General features: G+C 71.7%; 14 protein-coding genes and 1 pseudogene. 11 read left to right on the top strand and 4 right to left on the bottom strand.

From position 1 onward, the window contains the following. The first annotated feature begins 21 nt into the window (after positions 1–21). The 3 genes from ABZ441_RS15500 to sucD all read left to right on the top strand — a co-directional run bounded on the left by ABZ441_RS15500 (position 22) and on the right by sucD (position 3582). A complete protein-coding gene (locus ABZ441_RS15500; RefSeq protein ID WP_358973282.1) occupies positions 22–1206 on the top strand; it encodes a VWA domain-containing protein in 1185 nt (394 codons plus the stop codon). 288 nt (positions 1207–1494) lie between these two features. Further along, a complete protein-coding gene (sucC, locus tag ABZ441_RS15495) occupies positions 1495–2676 on the top strand; it encodes an ADP-forming succinate--CoA ligase subunit beta (protein WP_358973279.1) in 1182 nt (393 codons plus the stop codon). A gap of 21 nt (positions 2677–2697) precedes the next feature. Next, positions 2698–3582, top strand: a complete 885-nt coding sequence (sucD, locus tag ABZ441_RS15490) for a succinate--CoA ligase subunit alpha (protein WP_205018426.1) — start codon at positions 2698–2700, stop codon at positions 3580–3582. Between the two features lie 116 nt (positions 3583–3698). Here the strand turns inward: sucD and ABZ441_RS15485 are convergent, their stop codons facing one another. Further along, positions 3699–5021, bottom strand: a complete 1323-nt coding sequence (locus tag ABZ441_RS15485; RefSeq protein ID WP_358973275.1) for a helix-turn-helix domain-containing protein — start codon at positions 5019–5021, stop codon at positions 3699–3701. Positions 5022–5152: 131 nt separating this feature from the next. Here ABZ441_RS15485 and ABZ441_RS15480 point away from each other — a divergent pair, with 131 nt between their 5' ends. Next, complete coding sequence (locus ABZ441_RS15480) at positions 5153–6958, top strand: DUF6350 family protein (protein WP_358973598.1); 1806 nt, start codon at positions 5153–5155, stop codon at positions 6956–6958. Between the two features lie 25 nt (positions 6959–6983). Here the strand turns inward: ABZ441_RS15480 and ABZ441_RS15475 are convergent, their stop codons facing one another. Next, positions 6984–7889, bottom strand: a complete 906-nt coding sequence (locus tag ABZ441_RS15475) for a hypothetical protein (protein WP_358973273.1) — start codon at positions 7887–7889, stop codon at positions 6984–6986. Between the two features lie 239 nt (positions 7890–8128). Between ABZ441_RS15475 and purN the strand changes: the two genes are divergently transcribed. From purN to ABZ441_RS15460, 3 genes are all read left to right on the top strand, one after another. Beyond that, positions 8129–8785: a phosphoribosylglycinamide formyltransferase gene (purN, locus tag ABZ441_RS15470; protein ID WP_358973270.1), complete on the top strand. Its 657-nt coding sequence runs from the start codon at positions 8129–8131 to the stop codon at positions 8783–8785. Then, positions 8772–10325, top strand: a complete 1554-nt coding sequence (gene purH / locus ABZ441_RS15465) for a bifunctional phosphoribosylaminoimidazolecarboxamide formyltransferase/IMP cyclohydrolase (RefSeq protein ID WP_358973266.1) — start codon at positions 8772–8774, stop codon at positions 10323–10325. The genes purN and purH overlap by 14 nt, the downstream gene beginning before the upstream one ends. Positions 10326–10497: 172 nt before the next feature. Then, complete coding sequence (locus tag ABZ441_RS15460; RefSeq protein WP_358973263.1) at positions 10498–11961, top strand: DUF2079 domain-containing protein; 1464 nt, start codon at positions 10498–10500, stop codon at positions 11959–11961. A gap of 58 nt (positions 11962–12019) precedes the next feature. Here the strand turns inward: ABZ441_RS15460 and ABZ441_RS15455 are convergent, their stop codons facing one another. After that, entirely contained in the window at positions 12020–12619 is a 600-nt protein-coding gene (locus tag ABZ441_RS15455; protein WP_358973261.1) for a hypothetical protein, read from the bottom strand. Positions 12620–12854: 235 nt separating this feature from the next. On the opposite strand from ABZ441_RS15455, the gene ABZ441_RS15450 reads away from it, so the two are divergent. From ABZ441_RS15450 to ABZ441_RS15435, 4 genes are all read left to right on the top strand, one after another. Next, a complete protein-coding gene (locus ABZ441_RS15450; RefSeq protein WP_205018433.1) occupies positions 12855–13733 on the top strand; it encodes a bifunctional methylenetetrahydrofolate dehydrogenase/methenyltetrahydrofolate cyclohydrolase in 879 nt (292 codons plus the stop codon). A gap of 19 nt (positions 13734–13752) precedes the next feature. Beyond that, a complete protein-coding gene (locus ABZ441_RS15445) occupies positions 13753–14439 on the top strand; it encodes a DUF3017 domain-containing protein (RefSeq protein ID WP_358973257.1) in 687 nt (228 codons plus the stop codon). A gap of 432 nt (positions 14440–14871) precedes the next feature. Next, positions 14872–15957 carry a DUF2690 domain-containing protein gene (locus ABZ441_RS15440; RefSeq protein WP_358973254.1) on the top strand — a complete coding sequence of 362 codons (1086 nt, stop codon included), beginning with the start codon at positions 14872–14874 and terminating at the stop codon, positions 15955–15957. Between the two features lie 175 nt (positions 15958–16132). Next, positions 16133–17122: a malate dehydrogenase gene (locus ABZ441_RS15435; protein WP_358973252.1), complete on the top strand. Its 990-nt coding sequence runs from the start codon at positions 16133–16135 to the stop codon at positions 17120–17122. 15 nt (positions 17123–17137) lie between these two features. Here ABZ441_RS15435 and ABZ441_RS15430 read toward each other — a convergent pair. Beyond that, positions 17138–17228, bottom strand: a pseudogene (locus ABZ441_RS15430) (NAD(P)-binding domain-containing protein); the annotation flags it as partial.

The raw sequence follows: 17228 nt of genomic DNA, 5'->3' as shown, positions 1-17228 counted from the left end.
ACCGGGGGAAGGGTGAGGGAGATGGGCGCGACTCCTCCTGCCGAGGACGAACGGCTGCGGCGCTGGCGCATGGTCCTCGGCGCGGACAGTGCCGACGGCACGGGACACGAGGTCACCGGACGCGACGCGGCGATGGACGGAGCACTGACCGCGCTGTACGGCGGCGGGCCGAAGCCGGGCGGCAGGGGCGGAGCCGAGCGTTCCGCCGGACTCGGGGCATCCGCCCCGTCCGTGGCCCGCTGGCTCGGCGACATACGTACGTACTTCCCGGCCTCCGTCGTCCAGGTCATGCAGCGCGACGCGATCGACCGCCTCGGGCTCGCCACCCTGCTGCTGGAGCCCGAGATGCTGGAGGCGGTCGAACCCGACGTCCACCTGGTCGGAACCCTGCTCTCGCTCGGCAAGGCCATGCCGGAGACGACGAAGGAGACGGCCCGGGCCGTCGTGCGCAAGGTCGTCGAGGACCTGGAACGCCGGCTGGCCACCCGCACGAGGGCCACGCTCACCGGAGCACTGGACCGCTCGGTCAGGAGCCGGCGGCCACGTCACCGCGACATCGACTGGGACCGCACGATCCGGGCCAACCTCAGGAACTACGTGTCACTTCCCGGAGGCGAGGGGGCCGGGACGGTGGTGCCCGAACGTCTCGTCGGATACGGGCGCACGGACCGGTCGGTGAAGAAGGACGTCATCCTGTGCGTCGACCAGTCGGGCTCCATGGCCGCCTCCGTCGTCCACGCCGCCGTCTTCGGCGCGGTGCTCGCCTCGATGCGGACCCTGTCGACCCGGCTCGTCGTCTTCGACACGGCCGTCGTCGACCTCACCGACCAGCTGGACGACCCGGTCGACGTCCTCTTCGGCACGCGGCTCGGCGGCGGTACGGACATCAACCGTGCGCTCGCCTACTGCCAGTCGAGGATCACCCGTCCGGCGGACACCGTGGTCGTCCTCATCAGCGATCTCCACGAGGGAGGGATCCGTGACGAGATGGTCGGGCGGGCCGCGGCGATGAAGGCGTCCGGGGTGCAGTTCGTGACCCTGCTCGCACTCTCGGACGAGGGCACACCGTCCTACGACCGGGAGCACGCCGCCGCGCTGGGAGCGCTCGGCGCCCCGGTCTTCGCCTGCACCCCGGACCTCTTCCCCGAGATCATGGCGGCGGCGATCGAGCAGCGGCCCCTGCCGGTACCCGACCCCGGCCGGTGACCGGAGGGCATCGGGTCCGCACCACCCGACGCTGCCCCCGCGACCGCTCCCGGGGGCGCCGTTTTGTCCTTCGTACCCCGGCTACCAGCGCGATCTGTGACCGGTATCACCGCTCAGGTGTGATCTGCAATTTAGGGTCCGGCGTGGCGCGGGGGATAACCTGCCGGATGGACATGCCGCGTACCCGGTCACCGTGTGCGCCTCCCTAGTGACTGCGCAGTCACGTTGCCCTCGCGGCACGCCCACGCAGAAAACCAACCGCGAGACCACTAAAAGGGACGGACGCGCGTGGACCTGTTCGAGTACCAGGCGAGGGACCTCTTCGCCAAGCACGGTGTACCGGTGCTGGCCGGTGAAGTGATCGACATGCCTGAGGCAGCCCGCGAGGCGACCGAGCGGCTGGGCGGCAAGTCCGTCGTCAAGGCGCAGGTGAAGGTCGGTGGCCGAGGCAAGGCCGGCGGCGTGAAGCTGGCGGCAGACCCGGATGAGGCGGTCGCCCGGGCGACCGACATCCTCGGCATGGACATCAAGGGCCACACGGTCCACAAGGTGATGATCGCCGAGCTGTCCCCGGAGATCGAGGCGGAGTACTACGTCTCGTACCTCCTGGACCGCACCAACCGCACCTTCCTCGCCATGGCGTCGGTGCAGGGCGGCATGGACATCGAGGAGGTCGCGGAGAAGACTCCCGAGGCCCTCGCGAAGGTCCCGGTCAACGCCGTCGACGGCGTCGACATCGAGAAGGCCCGCGAGATCGTGGCCCAGGCGAAGTTCCCGGCCGAGGTGGCCGAGGGTGTCGCCGAGGCCATGGTGACCCTGTGGGACACCTTCGTCGCCGAGGACGCGCTCCTCGTCGAGGTCAACCCGCTGGTGAAGACCAAGGACGGCCGCATCCTGGCGCTGGACGGAAAGGTGTCTCTCGACGAGAACGCCGACTTCCGCCAGCCCGGCCACGAGGCGCTCGAGGACAAGGCCGCGGCCAACCCCCTCGAGGCCGCCGCCAAGGCCAAGAACCTCAACTACGTCAAGCTCGAGGGCGAGGTCGGCATCATCGGTAACGGTGCCGGTCTGGTCATGTCGACGCTGGACGTCGTCGCGTACGCCGGTGAGAACCACGGCAACGTGAAGCCCGCCAACTTCCTCGACATCGGTGGCGGCGCCTCCGCAGAGGTCATGGCGAACGGCCTGGAGATCATCCTCGGCGACCCGGACGTCAAGTCCGTCTTCGTCAACGTCTTCGGCGGCATCACCGCCTGCGACGAGGTCGCCAACGGCATCGTCCAGGCCCTGGAGCTGCTCAAGTCCAAGGGCGAGGACGTCACCAAGCCGCTGGTCGTGCGCCTCGACGGCAACAACGCGGAGCTGGGTCGCAAGATCCTCTCCGACGCCAACCACCCGCTCGTGCAGCGCGTGGACACCATGGACGGCGCGGCCGACAAGGCCGCCGAGCTCGCCGCGGCTGCGAAGTAAGGGACGAGGGACTCCAACACCATGGCTATCTTCCTCACCAAGGACAGCAAGGTCATCGTCCAGGGGATGACCGGCGCCACGGGCATGAAGCACACCAAGCTCATGCTGGCCGACGGCACCAACATCGTCGGTGGCGTGAACCCGCGCAAGGCGGGCACCTCCGTCGACTTCGACGGCACCGAGGTACCCGTGTTCGGATCCGTCGCCGAGGCGATGGAGAAGACCGGCGCCGACGTGTCCGTCCTCTTCGTGCCGCCGGCCTTCGCGAAGGCAGCGGTCGTCGAGGCGATCGACGCCGAGATCCCGCTGGCCGTCGTGATCACCGAGGGCATCGCGGTCCACGACTCGGCCGCCTTCTGGGCGTACGCCGGCTCGAAGGGCAACAAGACCCGGATCATCGGCCCGAACTGCCCGGGTCTGATCACCCCCGGCCAGTCCAACGCCGGCATCATCCCGGGCGACATCACCAAGCCCGGCCGCATCGGTCTCGTGTCCAAGTCCGGCACGCTGACCTACCAGATGATGTACGAGCTCCGTGACATCGGCTTCTCGTCCGCAGTCGGCATCGGTGGCGACCCTGTCATCGGTACGACGCACATCGACGCCCTGGCGGCGTTCGAGGCGGACCCCGAGACGGACCTCATCGTGATGATCGGCGAGATCGGCGGCGACGCCGAGGAGCGTGCCGCCGACTTCATCGCGAAGAACGTCACGAAGCCGGTCGTCGGCTACGTCGCGGGCTTCACCGCCCCGGAGGGCAAGACCATGGGCCATGCCGGCGCCATCGTCTCCGGCTCCTCCGGCACCGCCGCCGCGAAGAAGGAGGCCCTCGAGGCCGCCGGCGTGAAGGTCGGCAAGACGCCGACCGAGACCGCCAAGCTGGCGCGCGAGATCCTCGAAGGCTGACCGCGCGCCGCGGCGGTCTGCCCGCCGCGGCACCGTGTCACCCGTAGCAACGGCGCGGGCCCGCACCCCTCATCGAAGGGGTGCGGGCCCGCGCCGTTTCCGGTGGACGGGTCCGCTCAGGGAATGCGCGGGAGGAGCCGTTCCGGGCCGTGCGCGAGCTCGCCCCGTAGCGACTCCTGGAGCTCCAGGTCCTGCGGCGTCAACTTCTGCGGGCCTCCCAGCGGAGGGACACCGCCGACCTGTTCGGCGGGTGCCAGCGGCTGCTCGTACCGGGTGGGTGCCGTGTACAGAGTGAAGGCGGTCGAGCTGATGAGCAGCGCCCCGAAGCAGAGTGCGGCCCTGGTCCAGAGTTCCGCGACGCGCTCGCTGCCCGCGCGGACGGCCGGGGCCGGTGGCGGAGCGAGTACCTCCTCCGCGAGGGCGAGTGCGTCGAGCCGTTCGTGGAGCGGTGCGGACCCTTCGCCCGGCTCCGGGGGAGCCGGCGGCTCCGCCGGTCCGGTCAGCCGCTCGGCCACCGCGGCACGTGCGTTCAGCAGCCTGCTCGCCGCGGCGTTGGTGCTCGCCTCCGTCTCCGCCGCGGTCTCCGGCAGCCCCAGGCCCACGCCGTCGTGGAGCAGCAGCGTGCGACGGTGCGAGGGCGGCAGGCCGAGCAGCGCGTCGAGCAGCGCGCGCCGCGCCGGGTCCTCGGGCGGCGGGTCGGCCCGGCGGTGTGCGCGGCGCAGCCGGTGCCAGGGCGACATCGCGTACTCGTACGAGGCCGCACGCACCCAGCCCGCCGGATCGCGGTCCCTGGCCACCTCGGGCCAGCGCTGCCAGGCGATGCGGAAGGCGTGTTCGACGGCTTCCCGTGTCAGCTTCCGACGACCCGTCAGCAGGAACACCTGACAGGTCAGGCCGGGTGCGGTTCGGCTGTACAGGACGTCGTAGGCCTGTTCCGCCGTGAGAGCCGGCAGTGGGACGGGGTCCGGGCCGCCCGGCGCGGCCGTCTCCGGCGCGGTGCCCTCCTGACGGGGTGAGGCGCCGGGTGAGGCGCCGGGCGAGGCGGGAACCAGGGCACAAGGGGCCGGCGTGACCCTGGCAGGCGGTTCCGGGGCGGGGTCGTCCTGGGTGCGCGGTTCGGGAGCCGGATCGATTCGGGTGCCTGTGGTGGGGCGGGTGCCGGGGCCGGTCGGGGGCATCGTGCCGCTCCCGGTGGCCTCGACGGTGCGGGGTGGTGCGGGGCGGTGCTCGGCGAAGCCGATCAGCCTGGCGTAGGCCGCGCCCCGACGGCCCCGCGGGCTGCTGCGCCCCGTCTCCCAGGCGTGGACGGTGGCGGGCGTGACGCCCACGACCGCGGCGACCTGCTCCTCACTCAGCGCCCTCGCCTCGCGCAGTCTGCGGCGCTCCTTGGGAGAAGGCAGGGCGGCGGCGGGAGCCGGGCCGGTGGTGCTCCGCGTCATGCCCGGCCTCCGTACTCGGTGGCACCGCACTGGGTGAAAAAGTACATAAACGTATATTGGGCGACACAGCGGCCATTGGCCCGTTACACGAAATAGGCGCGTGTCGTTGGCAGCATGGCCGCGTGACCCAAGTGACCGAGTGCAGCCCGACGTTGCCGGCCGAGCGGAGCAGGTCCGCCGTCCTGGCCTCCGCCTTCGTGCGTGGGGCGCTCGCGGCGGGGCTCGGACTGGGCTCCCTGGCCGTCCTGGTCATGGTGCTGTGGATCAGTTCGCCGTACCCCGACAGTGGACCTGCCGAAGCTCTTCACGTGGCAGCGGGGCTCTGGCTGCTCGCCCACGGCGCCGAACTCGTGAGGGCCGACACCGTGGGAGGGCATCCCGCGCCCGTGGCGATGGTCCCGCTGCTCCTCGTCGCGCTGCCGGTGTGGCTGGTGCACCGGGCCGCCCGGGACTCCGCGGAGGCCGACGGAACGGCCTCGGGCGGACACTCGGCGGTCGGTGCGTTCTGCGCGGTGAGCGCCGGATATCTGCTGGTGGTGCTTGCCGCGGCGGCGTACGCGCAGGACGGGGCGCTGCCCGCAGACCGGGCGTCGATCGCCTTCCCCGTCACCGCCGTGGTGACCGGCGCGACCGCCGTCGGGGTGTGGGCGGCGCGGGGGCGCCCGCTGACGCCGCTACTGGTCTGGGCGCCGCTGAGGCTGCAGGAAGCGGCCGCCCGCGCCCGGTTCCGGGCCGGGGCCGGCGTGGTCCTGAGGTCGGCCGCCGCCGGTGTGCTCGCGTTGCTCGGCGGCGGTGCGCTGCTGGTCGCGGTGGCGCTGGTGTGGCACGCGGGGGCGGTCAGGGAGTCGTTCCTGGGGCTGTCGGGAGACTGGGCCGGCCGGATCTCCGTCCTGCTGCTGGCTACGGCGCTCGTGCCGAACGCGGCTGTGTGGGGTGCCGCCTACGGCCTCGGGCCGGGATTCGCCCTCGGTACGGCGTCCACGGCCGCCCCGCTCGCCTTCACCGGGCCCCCCGCGTTGCCGGACTTCCCGCTGCTCGCCGCGGTTCCGTCCCACGGTCCGGGTGCGGCGGTGAACTGGGCGGCGGCCGCGGTGCCGGTCGTCGCGGGCCTGGCCGTCGCACGATTCGTCGCGCAGGGGGCGGCGCCGGTGCGCGGGACGCGCGAGCAGGCGTGGAGTCAGGGTCTTACCGCACTGGTGGCGGGGCTGGCGGCCCTGGGGTGCGGGGCCGGCGCGGCGGTCCTGGCGGCGGCTTCGGGTGGCGCTCTGGGGACCGGGGCGCTGGCGGAGTTCGGTCCCGTGTGGTGGCTGGTGGGCCCGGCCGCTCTCCTGTGGACGGCCGTGACCGGCGTGCCGGTGGCGCTGCTGCTCAGGGCGTGGCGGCTCAGGGAGAACCGGTGGGGCTGGCGCTGGGACGCGGCGAAGGGGGAGCCGGCCGAGCCGGAACTGGGGCCGAAGCCGGAGAAGGCCAGGAAGAAGCAGCGGAAGAAGGCGGGGGAGAAGCCGGGGGGCGAGGACGCGGAGTCCTACGACTTCCTGTCGGCCGACTCGTGGCACGCGGACGGGGCGAGGGAGGCACGCTGGGCCGCGCTCAAGAAGAATTCGGGCGGGCTGATGGCCGGTTTCCGGGCGGATGCCGAACGGGGGCCCGCACCCGTGCCGGCACCGCCCCCCACCCCCGTCTCGAAGCCGGCCGCTGTGCCCGGAGCCTCGCCGGATCCCGCCCCCCTGCCGACGGCCGGTTCTGCCTCGGCCCCGGCCCCAGTCCCGGCCCCGGTCCCGGCCGCGTCCTCCTCGGCCCCGGCTCCCGCGTCCGCCCCGGCTCCGGCCCCCGATCCTGCTTCCCGCGAGGCTCCCGCCGACGAGCCCGATACGCGGACCGGCCGGGTTCCGGATGCCCCTGGGCACTCGGAACCCGGCCGGGAAGACGCTCCGTAGGGAGCGTCCCGTGTGTGGTCCGGGGCTACTTCTTCACGCCGAAGAAGGGCTCCAGCGGGTCGGGCAGCTTGTCGTTGCACGCGACGGCGCCGGACTTGGTGAGTGCGTCGTTCACGCAGGTGTAGTAGTCGCGGTAGACCAGCTGCACCGTGTAGCCGGTGGCCACGATCGCCAGGGCCAGCAGTGCCGTCACCAGGCCACTGACGGCTGCCGTCGTCTGCTGGCGGCTGCTGACCTGCGCCGTGCCGGGCACGGCTCCGGGCGTGGCGGCCCGGTCCGGGACGCCCGCGCCGGATGCGGCAGTGGGGGCCGCGTCGGCCGCCCGGGTCTTGTGCGGCCCGCCGCGGAGGGCACTGATCGACCAGTACACGGCGAGGGCGCCGAGGAGCATCGCGATCTCGGGGAAGTCGAAGAGGGCGAAGAAGAACGCCCACATACCGCCCAGCACCGCGTAGCGAGCGCGCCGCTGAACGGGGTCGGTCGGGTCCCAGCGCAGCCCGCCGCGACCGCCCTCGGGGCCACTGCCCGGGCCGCTCGGTCCGCCGGTGCCACCGGGGCGGCCGCCGAAGTCGCCGTTCTGGCGGCCGGGCTGCCGGTCGCTCCACCGGCTGCCCCAGACGGGGCGGTCGTCGGAGTGTCCTTCGTCACCGCCGCCGTCGCTGTCGTGGTTTCCCGGGGTGCGGGAGGGGTGACGGGGCTGCCAGGGCTGGTCGGGGCGGTCCTCGGGCGGAGCCGCGAACGGATTGTCGTCGGACGAACCTGACGAGGAGCCCGAGCCCCGGGAGGATCCTGAGTCCGACGAGGGGCTTGAGGACGAGCCCAACGACGAACCCGAGGACGAGTCCGGTGATGAGGACTTGCGTTCCCGCATCAGCGTGGATGCCCGCTCGGGCAGCGGGTGGCCAAGGGCGGTGCGGAGGCGGTCCGGCATGTGGTGAACGTCTTCCCCATCTCGTCATTTCCGCCCGGGGGCGGTTCCCTGTCCCCTGACGCTACCTTCCGGTCACGCACCCGTCCCGTGGGGGCCGCCAGGTGTGCCGGTATCGTTGCTGACGGTCGGACCGTTCGTAGAGTTCCCCGTATCGAGGGGTGAGCTTCTTTCGTACGACCATACAAACGCACCTCCTGCACATCGCGTATCTGCCGCACCACGCGAGAAAGGGCCCCGCCGTGGCCTCCCCGCCCCCCTCCGCCGCTCCGGCCCGAGTGGTCGTGCTCGTCTCCGGCTCGGGCACGAACCTCCAGGCACTCCTCGACGCGATCGATGCCGACCCCGAAGGCTACGGAGCCCGGATCGTCGCCGTCGGCGCGGACCGGCACGGCACCGTCGGTCTCGAACGGGCCGAGCGCGCCGGGCTCCCCACGTTCGTGTGCAGGCTCGGCGAGTACGCGAGCCGTGACGAGTGGGACGCGGCCCTGACCGCGGCTGTGGCGGAACACCGCCCGGACCTCGTCGTGTCCGCGGGATTCATGAAGATCGTGGGGAAGGGGTTCCTCGCCGAGTTCGGCGGCCGTGTCGTCAACACCCACCCCGCCCTGCTCCCCAGCTTTCCCGGTGCCCATGGCGTCCGTGACGCGCTCGCGTACGGCGTGAAGGTGACCGGGTGCACCGTCCACTTCGTCGACGACGGCGTCGACACCGGTCCGATCATCGCGCAGGGCGTGGTCGAGGTGACCGAAGAGGAAACGGTGGAGGGCGAAGCGGCCCTCCACGAACGCATCAAGGAAATCGAGCGCAAGCTGCTCGTCGAGGCCGTTGGGCGGCTCGCCCGCGACGGCTATCGCATTGAGGGACGAAAGGTTCATCTCGGTCATGTCGGTGAATAAGCCCATCCGCCGCGCCCTGGTCAGCGTCTACGACAAGACGGGGCTCGAAGACCTCGCCCGCGGTCTGCACGAGGCGGGAGTCGAGCTGGTGTCCACCGGCTCCACCGCCGGGAAGATCGCAGCCGCCGGCGTGCCGGTCACCAAGGTCGAGGAGCTCACCGGCTTCCCCGAGTGCCTCGACGGTCGCGTCAAGACGCTGCACCCCCGTGTGCACGCGGGCATCCTCGCCGACCTGCGCCTGGACGCCCACCGCGAGCAGCTCGCCGAGCTCGGCGTGGAGCCGTTCGACCTCGTGGTCGTCAACCTGTACCCGTTCAAGGCGACCGTCGCCTCCGGCGCGTCCGACGACGAGTGCGTGGAGCAGATCGACATCGGCGGGCCCTCGATGGTCCGCGCCGCCGCCAAGAACCACCCGTCCGTGGCGGTCGTGACCAGCCCCGGGCGCTACGCCGACGTCCTCGCCGCGGTCGCGGCGGGAGGCTTCGACCTGACCGCCCGCAAGCGGCTCGCCGCCGAGGCCTTCCGGCACACCGCCGCGTACGACGTGGCCGTGGCCTCCTGGTTCGCCGACGGTTACGCGGCCGCCGACGACTCCGGTTTCCCCGACTTCTCCGGCGCGACGTACGAGCGCAAGAACGTCCTGCGCTACGGCGAGAACCCGCACCAGCCCGCCGCGCTCTACACCTCGGGCGAGGGCGGTCTCGCCGAGGCCGAGCAGCTGCACGGCAAGGAGATGTCCTACAACAACTACACGGACACCGACGCCGCCCGCCGCGCCGCCTACGACCACGTCGAGCCGTGCGTCGCGATCATCAAGCACGCCAACCCGTGCGGGATCGCGATCGCCGACGACGTCGCGACGGCGCACCGCAACGCGCACGCCTGCGACCCGCTGTCCGCCTTCGGCGGCGTCATCGCCGTCAACCGGCCGGTGACCGTCGAGATGGCCGAGCAGGTCGCCGAGATCTTCACCGAGGTCATCGTCGCGCCGGCGTACGAGGACGGCGCCGTCGAGGTGCTGGCCCGCAAGAAGAACATCCGGGTGCTGCGCTGCCCCGAGGCCCCGGCCGCCACGGTGGAGGTCAAGCCGATCGACGGAGGTGCCCTGCTCCAGGTCACCGACCGGCTCCAGGCCGAGGGCGACGACCCGGCCAACTGGACCCTCGCCACCGGCGAGGCCCTCTCCGACGACGAGCTCAGGGAGCTCGCCTTCGCGTGGACGGCCTGCCGCGCGGTCAAGTCCAACGCGATCCTGCTCGCCAAGGACGGCGCCTCGGTCGGTGTCGGCATGGGCCAGGTCAACCGCGTCGACTCGGCGAAACTGGCGGTCGAGCGGGCGGGCGAGGAGCGGGCCCGTGGCGCGTACGCCGCGTCCGACGCCTTCTTCCCTTTCCCGGACGGTCTGGAGATCCTGACCGCCGCGGGCATCAGGGCCGTCGCCCAGCCGGGCGGCTCGGTCCGGGACGAACTCGTCGTCGAGGCCGCGAAGAAGGCCGGCGTGACCATGTACTTCACGGGCACGCGCCACTTCTTCCACTGACCCCCGGGTCGTAGCACCGCCGCAGGCCGCATCCCCCCGGGGGTGCGGCCTGCGGCGCGTCCCGGCGTGCCCTGCCCGTTCGCCCCTCTGTTCTAATGAATGGCCTTGTCGGGCCGTAGCGGCGGGACCGGTGCGACCGGCAGTGACCAGTGTGGGATTCCGTTGCGGGGGCATGGTGCTTGACCTGAACCAGAGCGAGACCGACGTGCCCGGGGAGCAGGCCCCGGAGCGGGCCACGGGCACGCCCTACCCGGCCCCGCTGCGTCCGTACCTGATCGCGGCCGCGGTCCTCTGCGCGCTCTACTTCCTCTACGCCTACCTGCGCTACAGCCACTTCCAGTCGCCGTCCTGGGACCTGGGCATCTTCGAGCAGGAGGTGCGCGCGTACGCCGGATTCGACGCGCCCGTCGTCGACATCAAGGGGCCGGGCTACCTGATCCTCGGCGACCACTTCAGCCCGCTGGTGGCGCTCCTGGTGCCGCTCTACTGGATCTGGCCATCCGCCGTCGCCCTGATCTTCGCGCAGGCCGCACTCTTCGCCGCCTCCGCGGTCATCGTCGGGCGCACCGCCCAGCAGATCCTGGGCGGCCGCACCGGCCTGTGCGTCACCGTCGCGTACGGGCTGTCCTGGGGGCTGCAGGAAGCGGTGAAGGCCGACTTCCACGAGATAGCGCTCGCGGTCCCGCTGCTCGCCCTGGTCTGCCGGGCCCTGCTCATGGAGCGCTGGCGGGCCGCCGTCCTGTGGTCGTTGCCGCTGGTCCTGGTCAAGGAGGACCTCGGCGTCACCGTCGCCGTGGCCGGCGGGCTCCTGGCCCTGTACGGGCGGCGACTCCAGGGCTTCATGCTCGCCGCCTTCGGCGTCAGCGCGTTCGCGCTCACCGTGCTGGTGCTCATACCCGCGGCCAGCAGCGCGGGGTCCTACGACTACTGGAAGAAGATCGAGGAGAACGGCGGGCAGGAGGTCCCCCTGCTCGACTCCGTCCTCGGCGTGTTCGACTCCTCCGTCAAGCTGGAGATGCTCGTCTTCCTGGTCGGCATCACGGCCTTCATGGCGCTCCGCTCGCCCCTGATCCTGCTCGTCCTGCCCACGCTCGGGTGGCGTCTGCTCTCCCAGGACTCCAACCACTGGGGCATGGTCTGGCACTACAGCGCGATCCTCATGCCCGTGGTCTTCCTGGCCATGGCCGACGGCATCCGCCGCAGCCGGGGATCGAAGCGGCCCTGGCTCGTCTCGTACGCGAACGTCGCCGTGCCCGTGGCCACGGCGATCGCCGTGGCCCTCACCCAGCACCTCCCGCTCCGCGACCTGCTGCGCCCGGAGACGTACCGCGCCGACGCCCGCACCCACGCCGCCGAAGAGGCGCTGGAGGCCATTCCCGTGGGCGCGCGCGTGGAGACGGACATCACGCTGATGGCACACCTGACCGGGGACCGCACGGTCTACTGGGTCGGCGGGGCCCCCGGAACCGCACCCGACGTCATCGCGATCAACCTGGACTTCGGCTGGTCGCGGCCGATCGACGACCCGGTGAAGTACGCCGGGCAGCTGCACCCGGAGGCGCGCTACCGGATCACCCGCGAGGCGGGCTCCTTCGTCGTCATGGAGCGGACCGCACCGGCGCCGGAAAACAGCTGAAGGCCGCACACCCGCCGGTGGGCGGGTGCTACGGCCTTCACGCGCGGGTGCGGGAACGTCAGTGCTGCTGCTGGCGGTTGAACCAGGCGCCGCCGTCGGACTTCGCCACGAAGACGACGACCAGGATGGCGAGGACCGTGTGGGCGAGGCCCATCACGACGAAGGGGTAGATGCCCAGGATCGCGGTGATCACGCCGAAGACGATGGTGGCGATGCGGATCCCGCTGCCACCCTTGCCGAACTTGGCGGCGAGGACGACGGCGAGGACTCCCCACACCACGGCGAAGGCGACGATTCCCCACAGCACGGCGCCCGAGTACTCGGCGAGCTGCTGGAACTGGACGTCCTCCTGGAGCGTCGCGTCGTTCTTGGCGGCGCTCACAGCCGCGGCCGCGAGGGCGACGAAGATCGCGCCGATGACCTGGAGGCCGGCTATCACGAAGAGCATGACGCGGGCGGCCTTCACGCCGCCGGGCATCTCGGTGGGTCCGCCCGGGAAGCCGTAACCGCCCTGGACCGGAGGCGCCTGCGGGTAGCCGTAGCCCTGCTGGGGGGCGGCACCCTGCTGGCCCTGCTGCGGGTAGCCGTAGCCCGGCTGCCCGCCAGGCTGTCCGCCCTGCTGCTGGCCGTAGGGGTTGTTGGGGTCGCCGAAGCTCATGGCGAGGTTCCTCCGTTGCGAAGTGCGGGGACGACGCGGCCCGGGCGGAGGAATCGTGTGCAATCTTGAACGGTGGTCCCCCCGACACTGTCCGCGGTGATGCGGGACTTATCGTCGTCGTGACATCCACGTTTTGTCCAGCCGATTGCCGAATGCGTTGTGCAAGTGCAATCTCGCGTCCATGTGACAGACCAGGATTGGTACGCGGGCGGGGTCATCCGCGAGGATGGGTGTCATGACTGCCCAGATTCTCGATGGCAAGGCCACCGCAGCTGCGATCAAGTCCGATCTGACCGTCCGCGTGGCGGCCCTCAAGGCGCAGGGCATCACACCCGGCCTGGGAACCCTGCTCGTCGGTGACGATCCGGGCAGCCGCTGGTACGTGAACGGCAAGCACCGCGACTGTGCCCAGGTCGGCATGGGCTCCATCCAGCGTGAACTCCCCGACACCGCCACCCAGGAGGAGATCGAGGAGGTCGTGCGGGAGCTCAACGCCGACCCCGACTGCACGGGTTACATCGTGCAGCTCCCGCTCCCCAAGGGGATCGACACCAACCGCGTCCTGGAGCTGATGGACCCGGCCAAGGACGCGGACGGGCTGCATCCCATGAGCCTGGGCAAGCTCGTGCTGAACGAGAGCGGTCCGCTGCCCTGCACGCCGCAGGGCGTCGTCACCCTGCTCCGTCGCCACGGTGTGGAGATCAACGGCGCCCACGTGGTCGTCGTCGGCCGGGGCGTCACCATCGGCCGCCCCCTCCCGCTGCTCCTGACGCGCAAGTCCGAGAACGCGACCGTCACCCAGTGCCACACCGGCACCCGTGACCTCTCGGCGCACCTCAGGCAGGCCGACATCATCGTCGCCGCCGCCGGTGTGGCCCACCTGATCAAGCCCGAGGACGTGAAGCCGGGTGCGGCGGTGCTGGACGTCGGTGTCAGCCGGGACGAGAACGGCAAGATCGTCGGCGACGTCCACCCCGGTGTGGCCGAGGTGGCCGCGTGGGTCGCCCCGAACCCCGGCGGCGTCGGCCCCATGACCCGCGCCCAGCTGCTCGTCAACGTGGTCGAGGCGGCCGAACTCGCTGCCGCCGAGGCCTCCGCCGCATCCGCGGGCTGACCCGGACCGGAGGAACGTCATGGGTGCTGGTACGAGTCCGGCGGACGGTACGCGTGCGGACGGGCCGGCCGAGGAGGCGGCGACGTCCGACGAGGCCGGGGTGTCCGGAGGGACCGTCGCGTCGCGGAAGTCCGCAGTGGCCGGGGAAGCCGGGACGAGCGAGGGCGCCGGAGCATCGGAGAGAACCGTGACATCCGGGACGTCGGCATCCGGGACGTCGGCATCCGGGACGTCCGACGAGGGCGGGGCGTCCGTCACCACTGAGGCGGCCGGCGCCGGCGGGGAGGGCGTGAGCGGTGGCTCGACCTGGGCGCCCTCACGTCGCTTCTCGCTGACCCGTGACACCGCGCGCCCCGAGGGCGGTGGCCGGGCGGCTCCCGGTGACGCCCCCGCCCCAGCCAGGCAGTGGCCGCTGCTCACGGTGCTCGGCACCGCCGGGCTCGGCCTGCTGATCGTGGGGGCCGACCCCTTCGACCAGGCGTTCAGGATCGGCGCGATGCTGATGGGTCTCGCACTGCTGGCCGGGGCGGCACTGCGCTGGGTCGTCCCCTCCGTCGGCATGCTGGCCGTCCGGTCACGGTTTACCGACCTGGTCACGTACGGCCTGATGGGCACGCTGATCGTGCTGCTGGCACTGATGGCGCAGCCCGATCCGTGGCTGCAGGTGCCGATCCTGCAGGACGTGGTCCACTTCACGATCCGCTGAGGGGTGTCCGTCCCCTCCCCCGAGAAGGGACGGACACCGGCCAGGGGTTCGGCACGGGAGACTCCGGAACGCGGTGACTTGTGCGGCCTTGCCCTGTCCTGGAGTAAGTGTCATGGGCATGAGGTGGCGCGTTCAAGGGCTGCCTGGTGCCTGTGACGCGGAGGTGACCATTCCGCCACCGTGTGATCGTCGCGCAACGGCCGGTGGCCGCCTCGGTACGCGCTACCGGGACAGCCCTCGGGGCGCACGGCGGAGCGCGCGCTCCTGTCGAAAGCCCTCATGCGCCTCTTTGTCCGGAACCGGCTCCTCATCCGCGCATCCTTCTGGTAGTCCGGAGCGTGGGCCACGCGTTCCGACGACAGGGGGAGTCCTCCGGTGCCGGGGAACGGGGGCGCGCACCGGGAACACCGGGGGAAGCGACTGGGGGAAGCAATGCCTCGCTGGAAGGAATTACCGGAAGAACTCGACCCGCAGATGCGGGAGTTCGTGGGGCAGCTGCGCGGACTGGTGGACCACGGCGGTCTGAGTCCGGCCGCGGTCGCCGACCGTACGGGCTACAGCAAGACGTCGTGGGAGCGTTATCTCAACGGAAGGCTGCTCGCTCCCAAGGGGGCGATCGTGGCGCTCGCCGAGGTGACGGGCACGCAGCAGCACCATCTGACGACCATGTGGGAACTGGCCGAGCGGTCCTGGAGCCGTTCCGAGATGCGCCACGACATGACGATGGAGGCCATCAGGATCTCCCAGGCGCGTGCGGCGCCCGGTGCGGCGGGCGTGGCGGCGGCCCCCGTGGCGGGCCGGCGAGCGGGCCGTCCGGACAGCTCCACCAGGGTCCCCGCCGCTGCGGGGCCCGAGGGGGGAGCGGGCGGCATCGCGCACTCTCCGTCCGTACCCGGCCGGCGCGTCGCCGACCCGCGGATTCCGCGACAGCCGAGGCCGGGGGACGCGCCGGATTCCGGCGGGGACGGACACCGCGCGGGCGGCGGTTCCCGTGAGCGCCGGGAGAGCGGCCGCCGCAGACTGCCGCTGATCCTCGGGGGCGCCGTGGGCGTACTCCTGCTGACGGTCGGGGCCGTGCTGCTCGCGGGTGGGAGCGAGGGCGAGGATGAGGACGAGGGCTCCGGCGCGGTGGCCGCGACGACGCCCTCCGCCGATCCGGGCACCAGCGTGTCCCGGTTGCCCTCCGGCGTCGGATGCTCCGGCGCCGACTGTGCCGGAGCGGACCCGGAGACCATGGGCTGCGGCGGCCGGTTCGCCGCCACGGTCGCCAGGACGACGCTCGGCGGCGCCCTCGTCGAGGTCCGCTACAGCAGGACCTGCGAGGCCGCCTGGGGCCGTGTCACCCGGGCCTCGGAGGGTGACACCGTGCGGATCACCGCCGGTCCGTCCGAGCAGAACGGCACGGTGGAGGCCGGAGCCGATGCGTACACCCCGATGGTCGCCGTGAGGCGGGCCGCCGACGCCGAGGCCTGCGCGGTCCGCGCTTCCGGGGAGAGCGGCTGCACCACTCCGGGGTGACGTGCGTGAAGGCTCCTCTGCGTAACCGACTGTGTGCGGTCCCACAGGGGGGCGGACGGCCCGGGGAACGTGGGTCGGATAGCCTGACGGCTGGATATCTCTTCACATCAAGATTCAGAGGTATCCAGCACCAGGGGCAGGGACCCCCACCGCCAGCTGTCTAACGGAGATCGCCATGACCCGCACTCCCGTGAATGTCACCGTGACCGGCGCAGCCGGCCAGATCGGCTACGCGCTGCTCTTCCGCATCGCCTCCGGCCACCTGCTCGGCCCGGATGTGCCGGTCAACCTGCGACTCCTCGAGATCCCGCAGGGCCTCAAGGCCGCCGAGGGCACCGCTATGGAGCTCGACGACTGCGCCTTCCCGCTGCTGCGCAACATCGAGATCACGGACGACGCCAACGTCGGCTTCGCAGGCGCCAACGTCGCTCTCCTGGTCGGCGCCCGCCCGCGTACGAAGGGCATGGAGCGCGGCGACCTGCTGTCCGCCAACGGCGGCATCTTCAAGCCGCAGGGCAAGGCCATCAACGACAACGCAGCGGACGACATCAAGGTCCTCGTCGTCGGCAACCCGGCCAACACCAACGCCCTCATCGCGCAGGCCGCCGCCCCGGACGTACCGGCGGAGCGCTTCACCGCGATGACCCGCCTGGACCACAACCGCGCGATCTCGCAGCTGGCCGCCAGGACCGGTGCCGCCGTCTCCGAGATCAAGCGGCTGACGATCTGGGGCAACCACTCGGCGACCCAGTACCCGGACATCTTCCACGCGGAGATCGCGGGCAAGAACGCGGCCGAGGTCGTCAACGACGAGGCGTGGCTGGCCGACACCTTCATCCCGACCGTCGCCAAGCGCGGCGCCGCGATCATCGAGGCCCGTGGCGCGTCCTCGGCCGCCTCTGCCGCCAACGCCGCCATCGACCACGTGCACACCTGGGTCAACGGCACCGCCGAGGGCGACTGGACGTCGATGGGCATCCCGTCGGACGGCTCCTACGGCGTTCCCGAGGGCATCATCTCCTCCTTCCCGGTCACCACGAAGGACGGGAAGTACGAGATCGTCCAGGGTCTGGACATCAACGAGTTCTCCCGTGCGCGCATCGACGCGTCGGTGCAGGAGCTCACCGAGGAGCGCGACGCGGTCCGCGAGCTCGGCCTGATCTGACCGGAGTCCGGCGCCGACATGGGCACTGATGGTCTCGAACATGGGGCCCAGGACGGCGTAGGCCTCCTTCGAACCGCCCACCATGATGGACGGCCCGTTCAGGGCG

Source organism: Streptomyces sp. NPDC005752, assembly GCF_040630715.1.
In the GTDB taxonomy this organism is placed as follows: Bacteria; Actinomycetota; Actinomycetes; order Streptomycetales; family Streptomycetaceae; genus Streptomyces.
The sequence above is the reverse complement of the archived record's forward strand: the minus strand, read 5'-3'. Positions and strand labels throughout refer to the sequence as shown.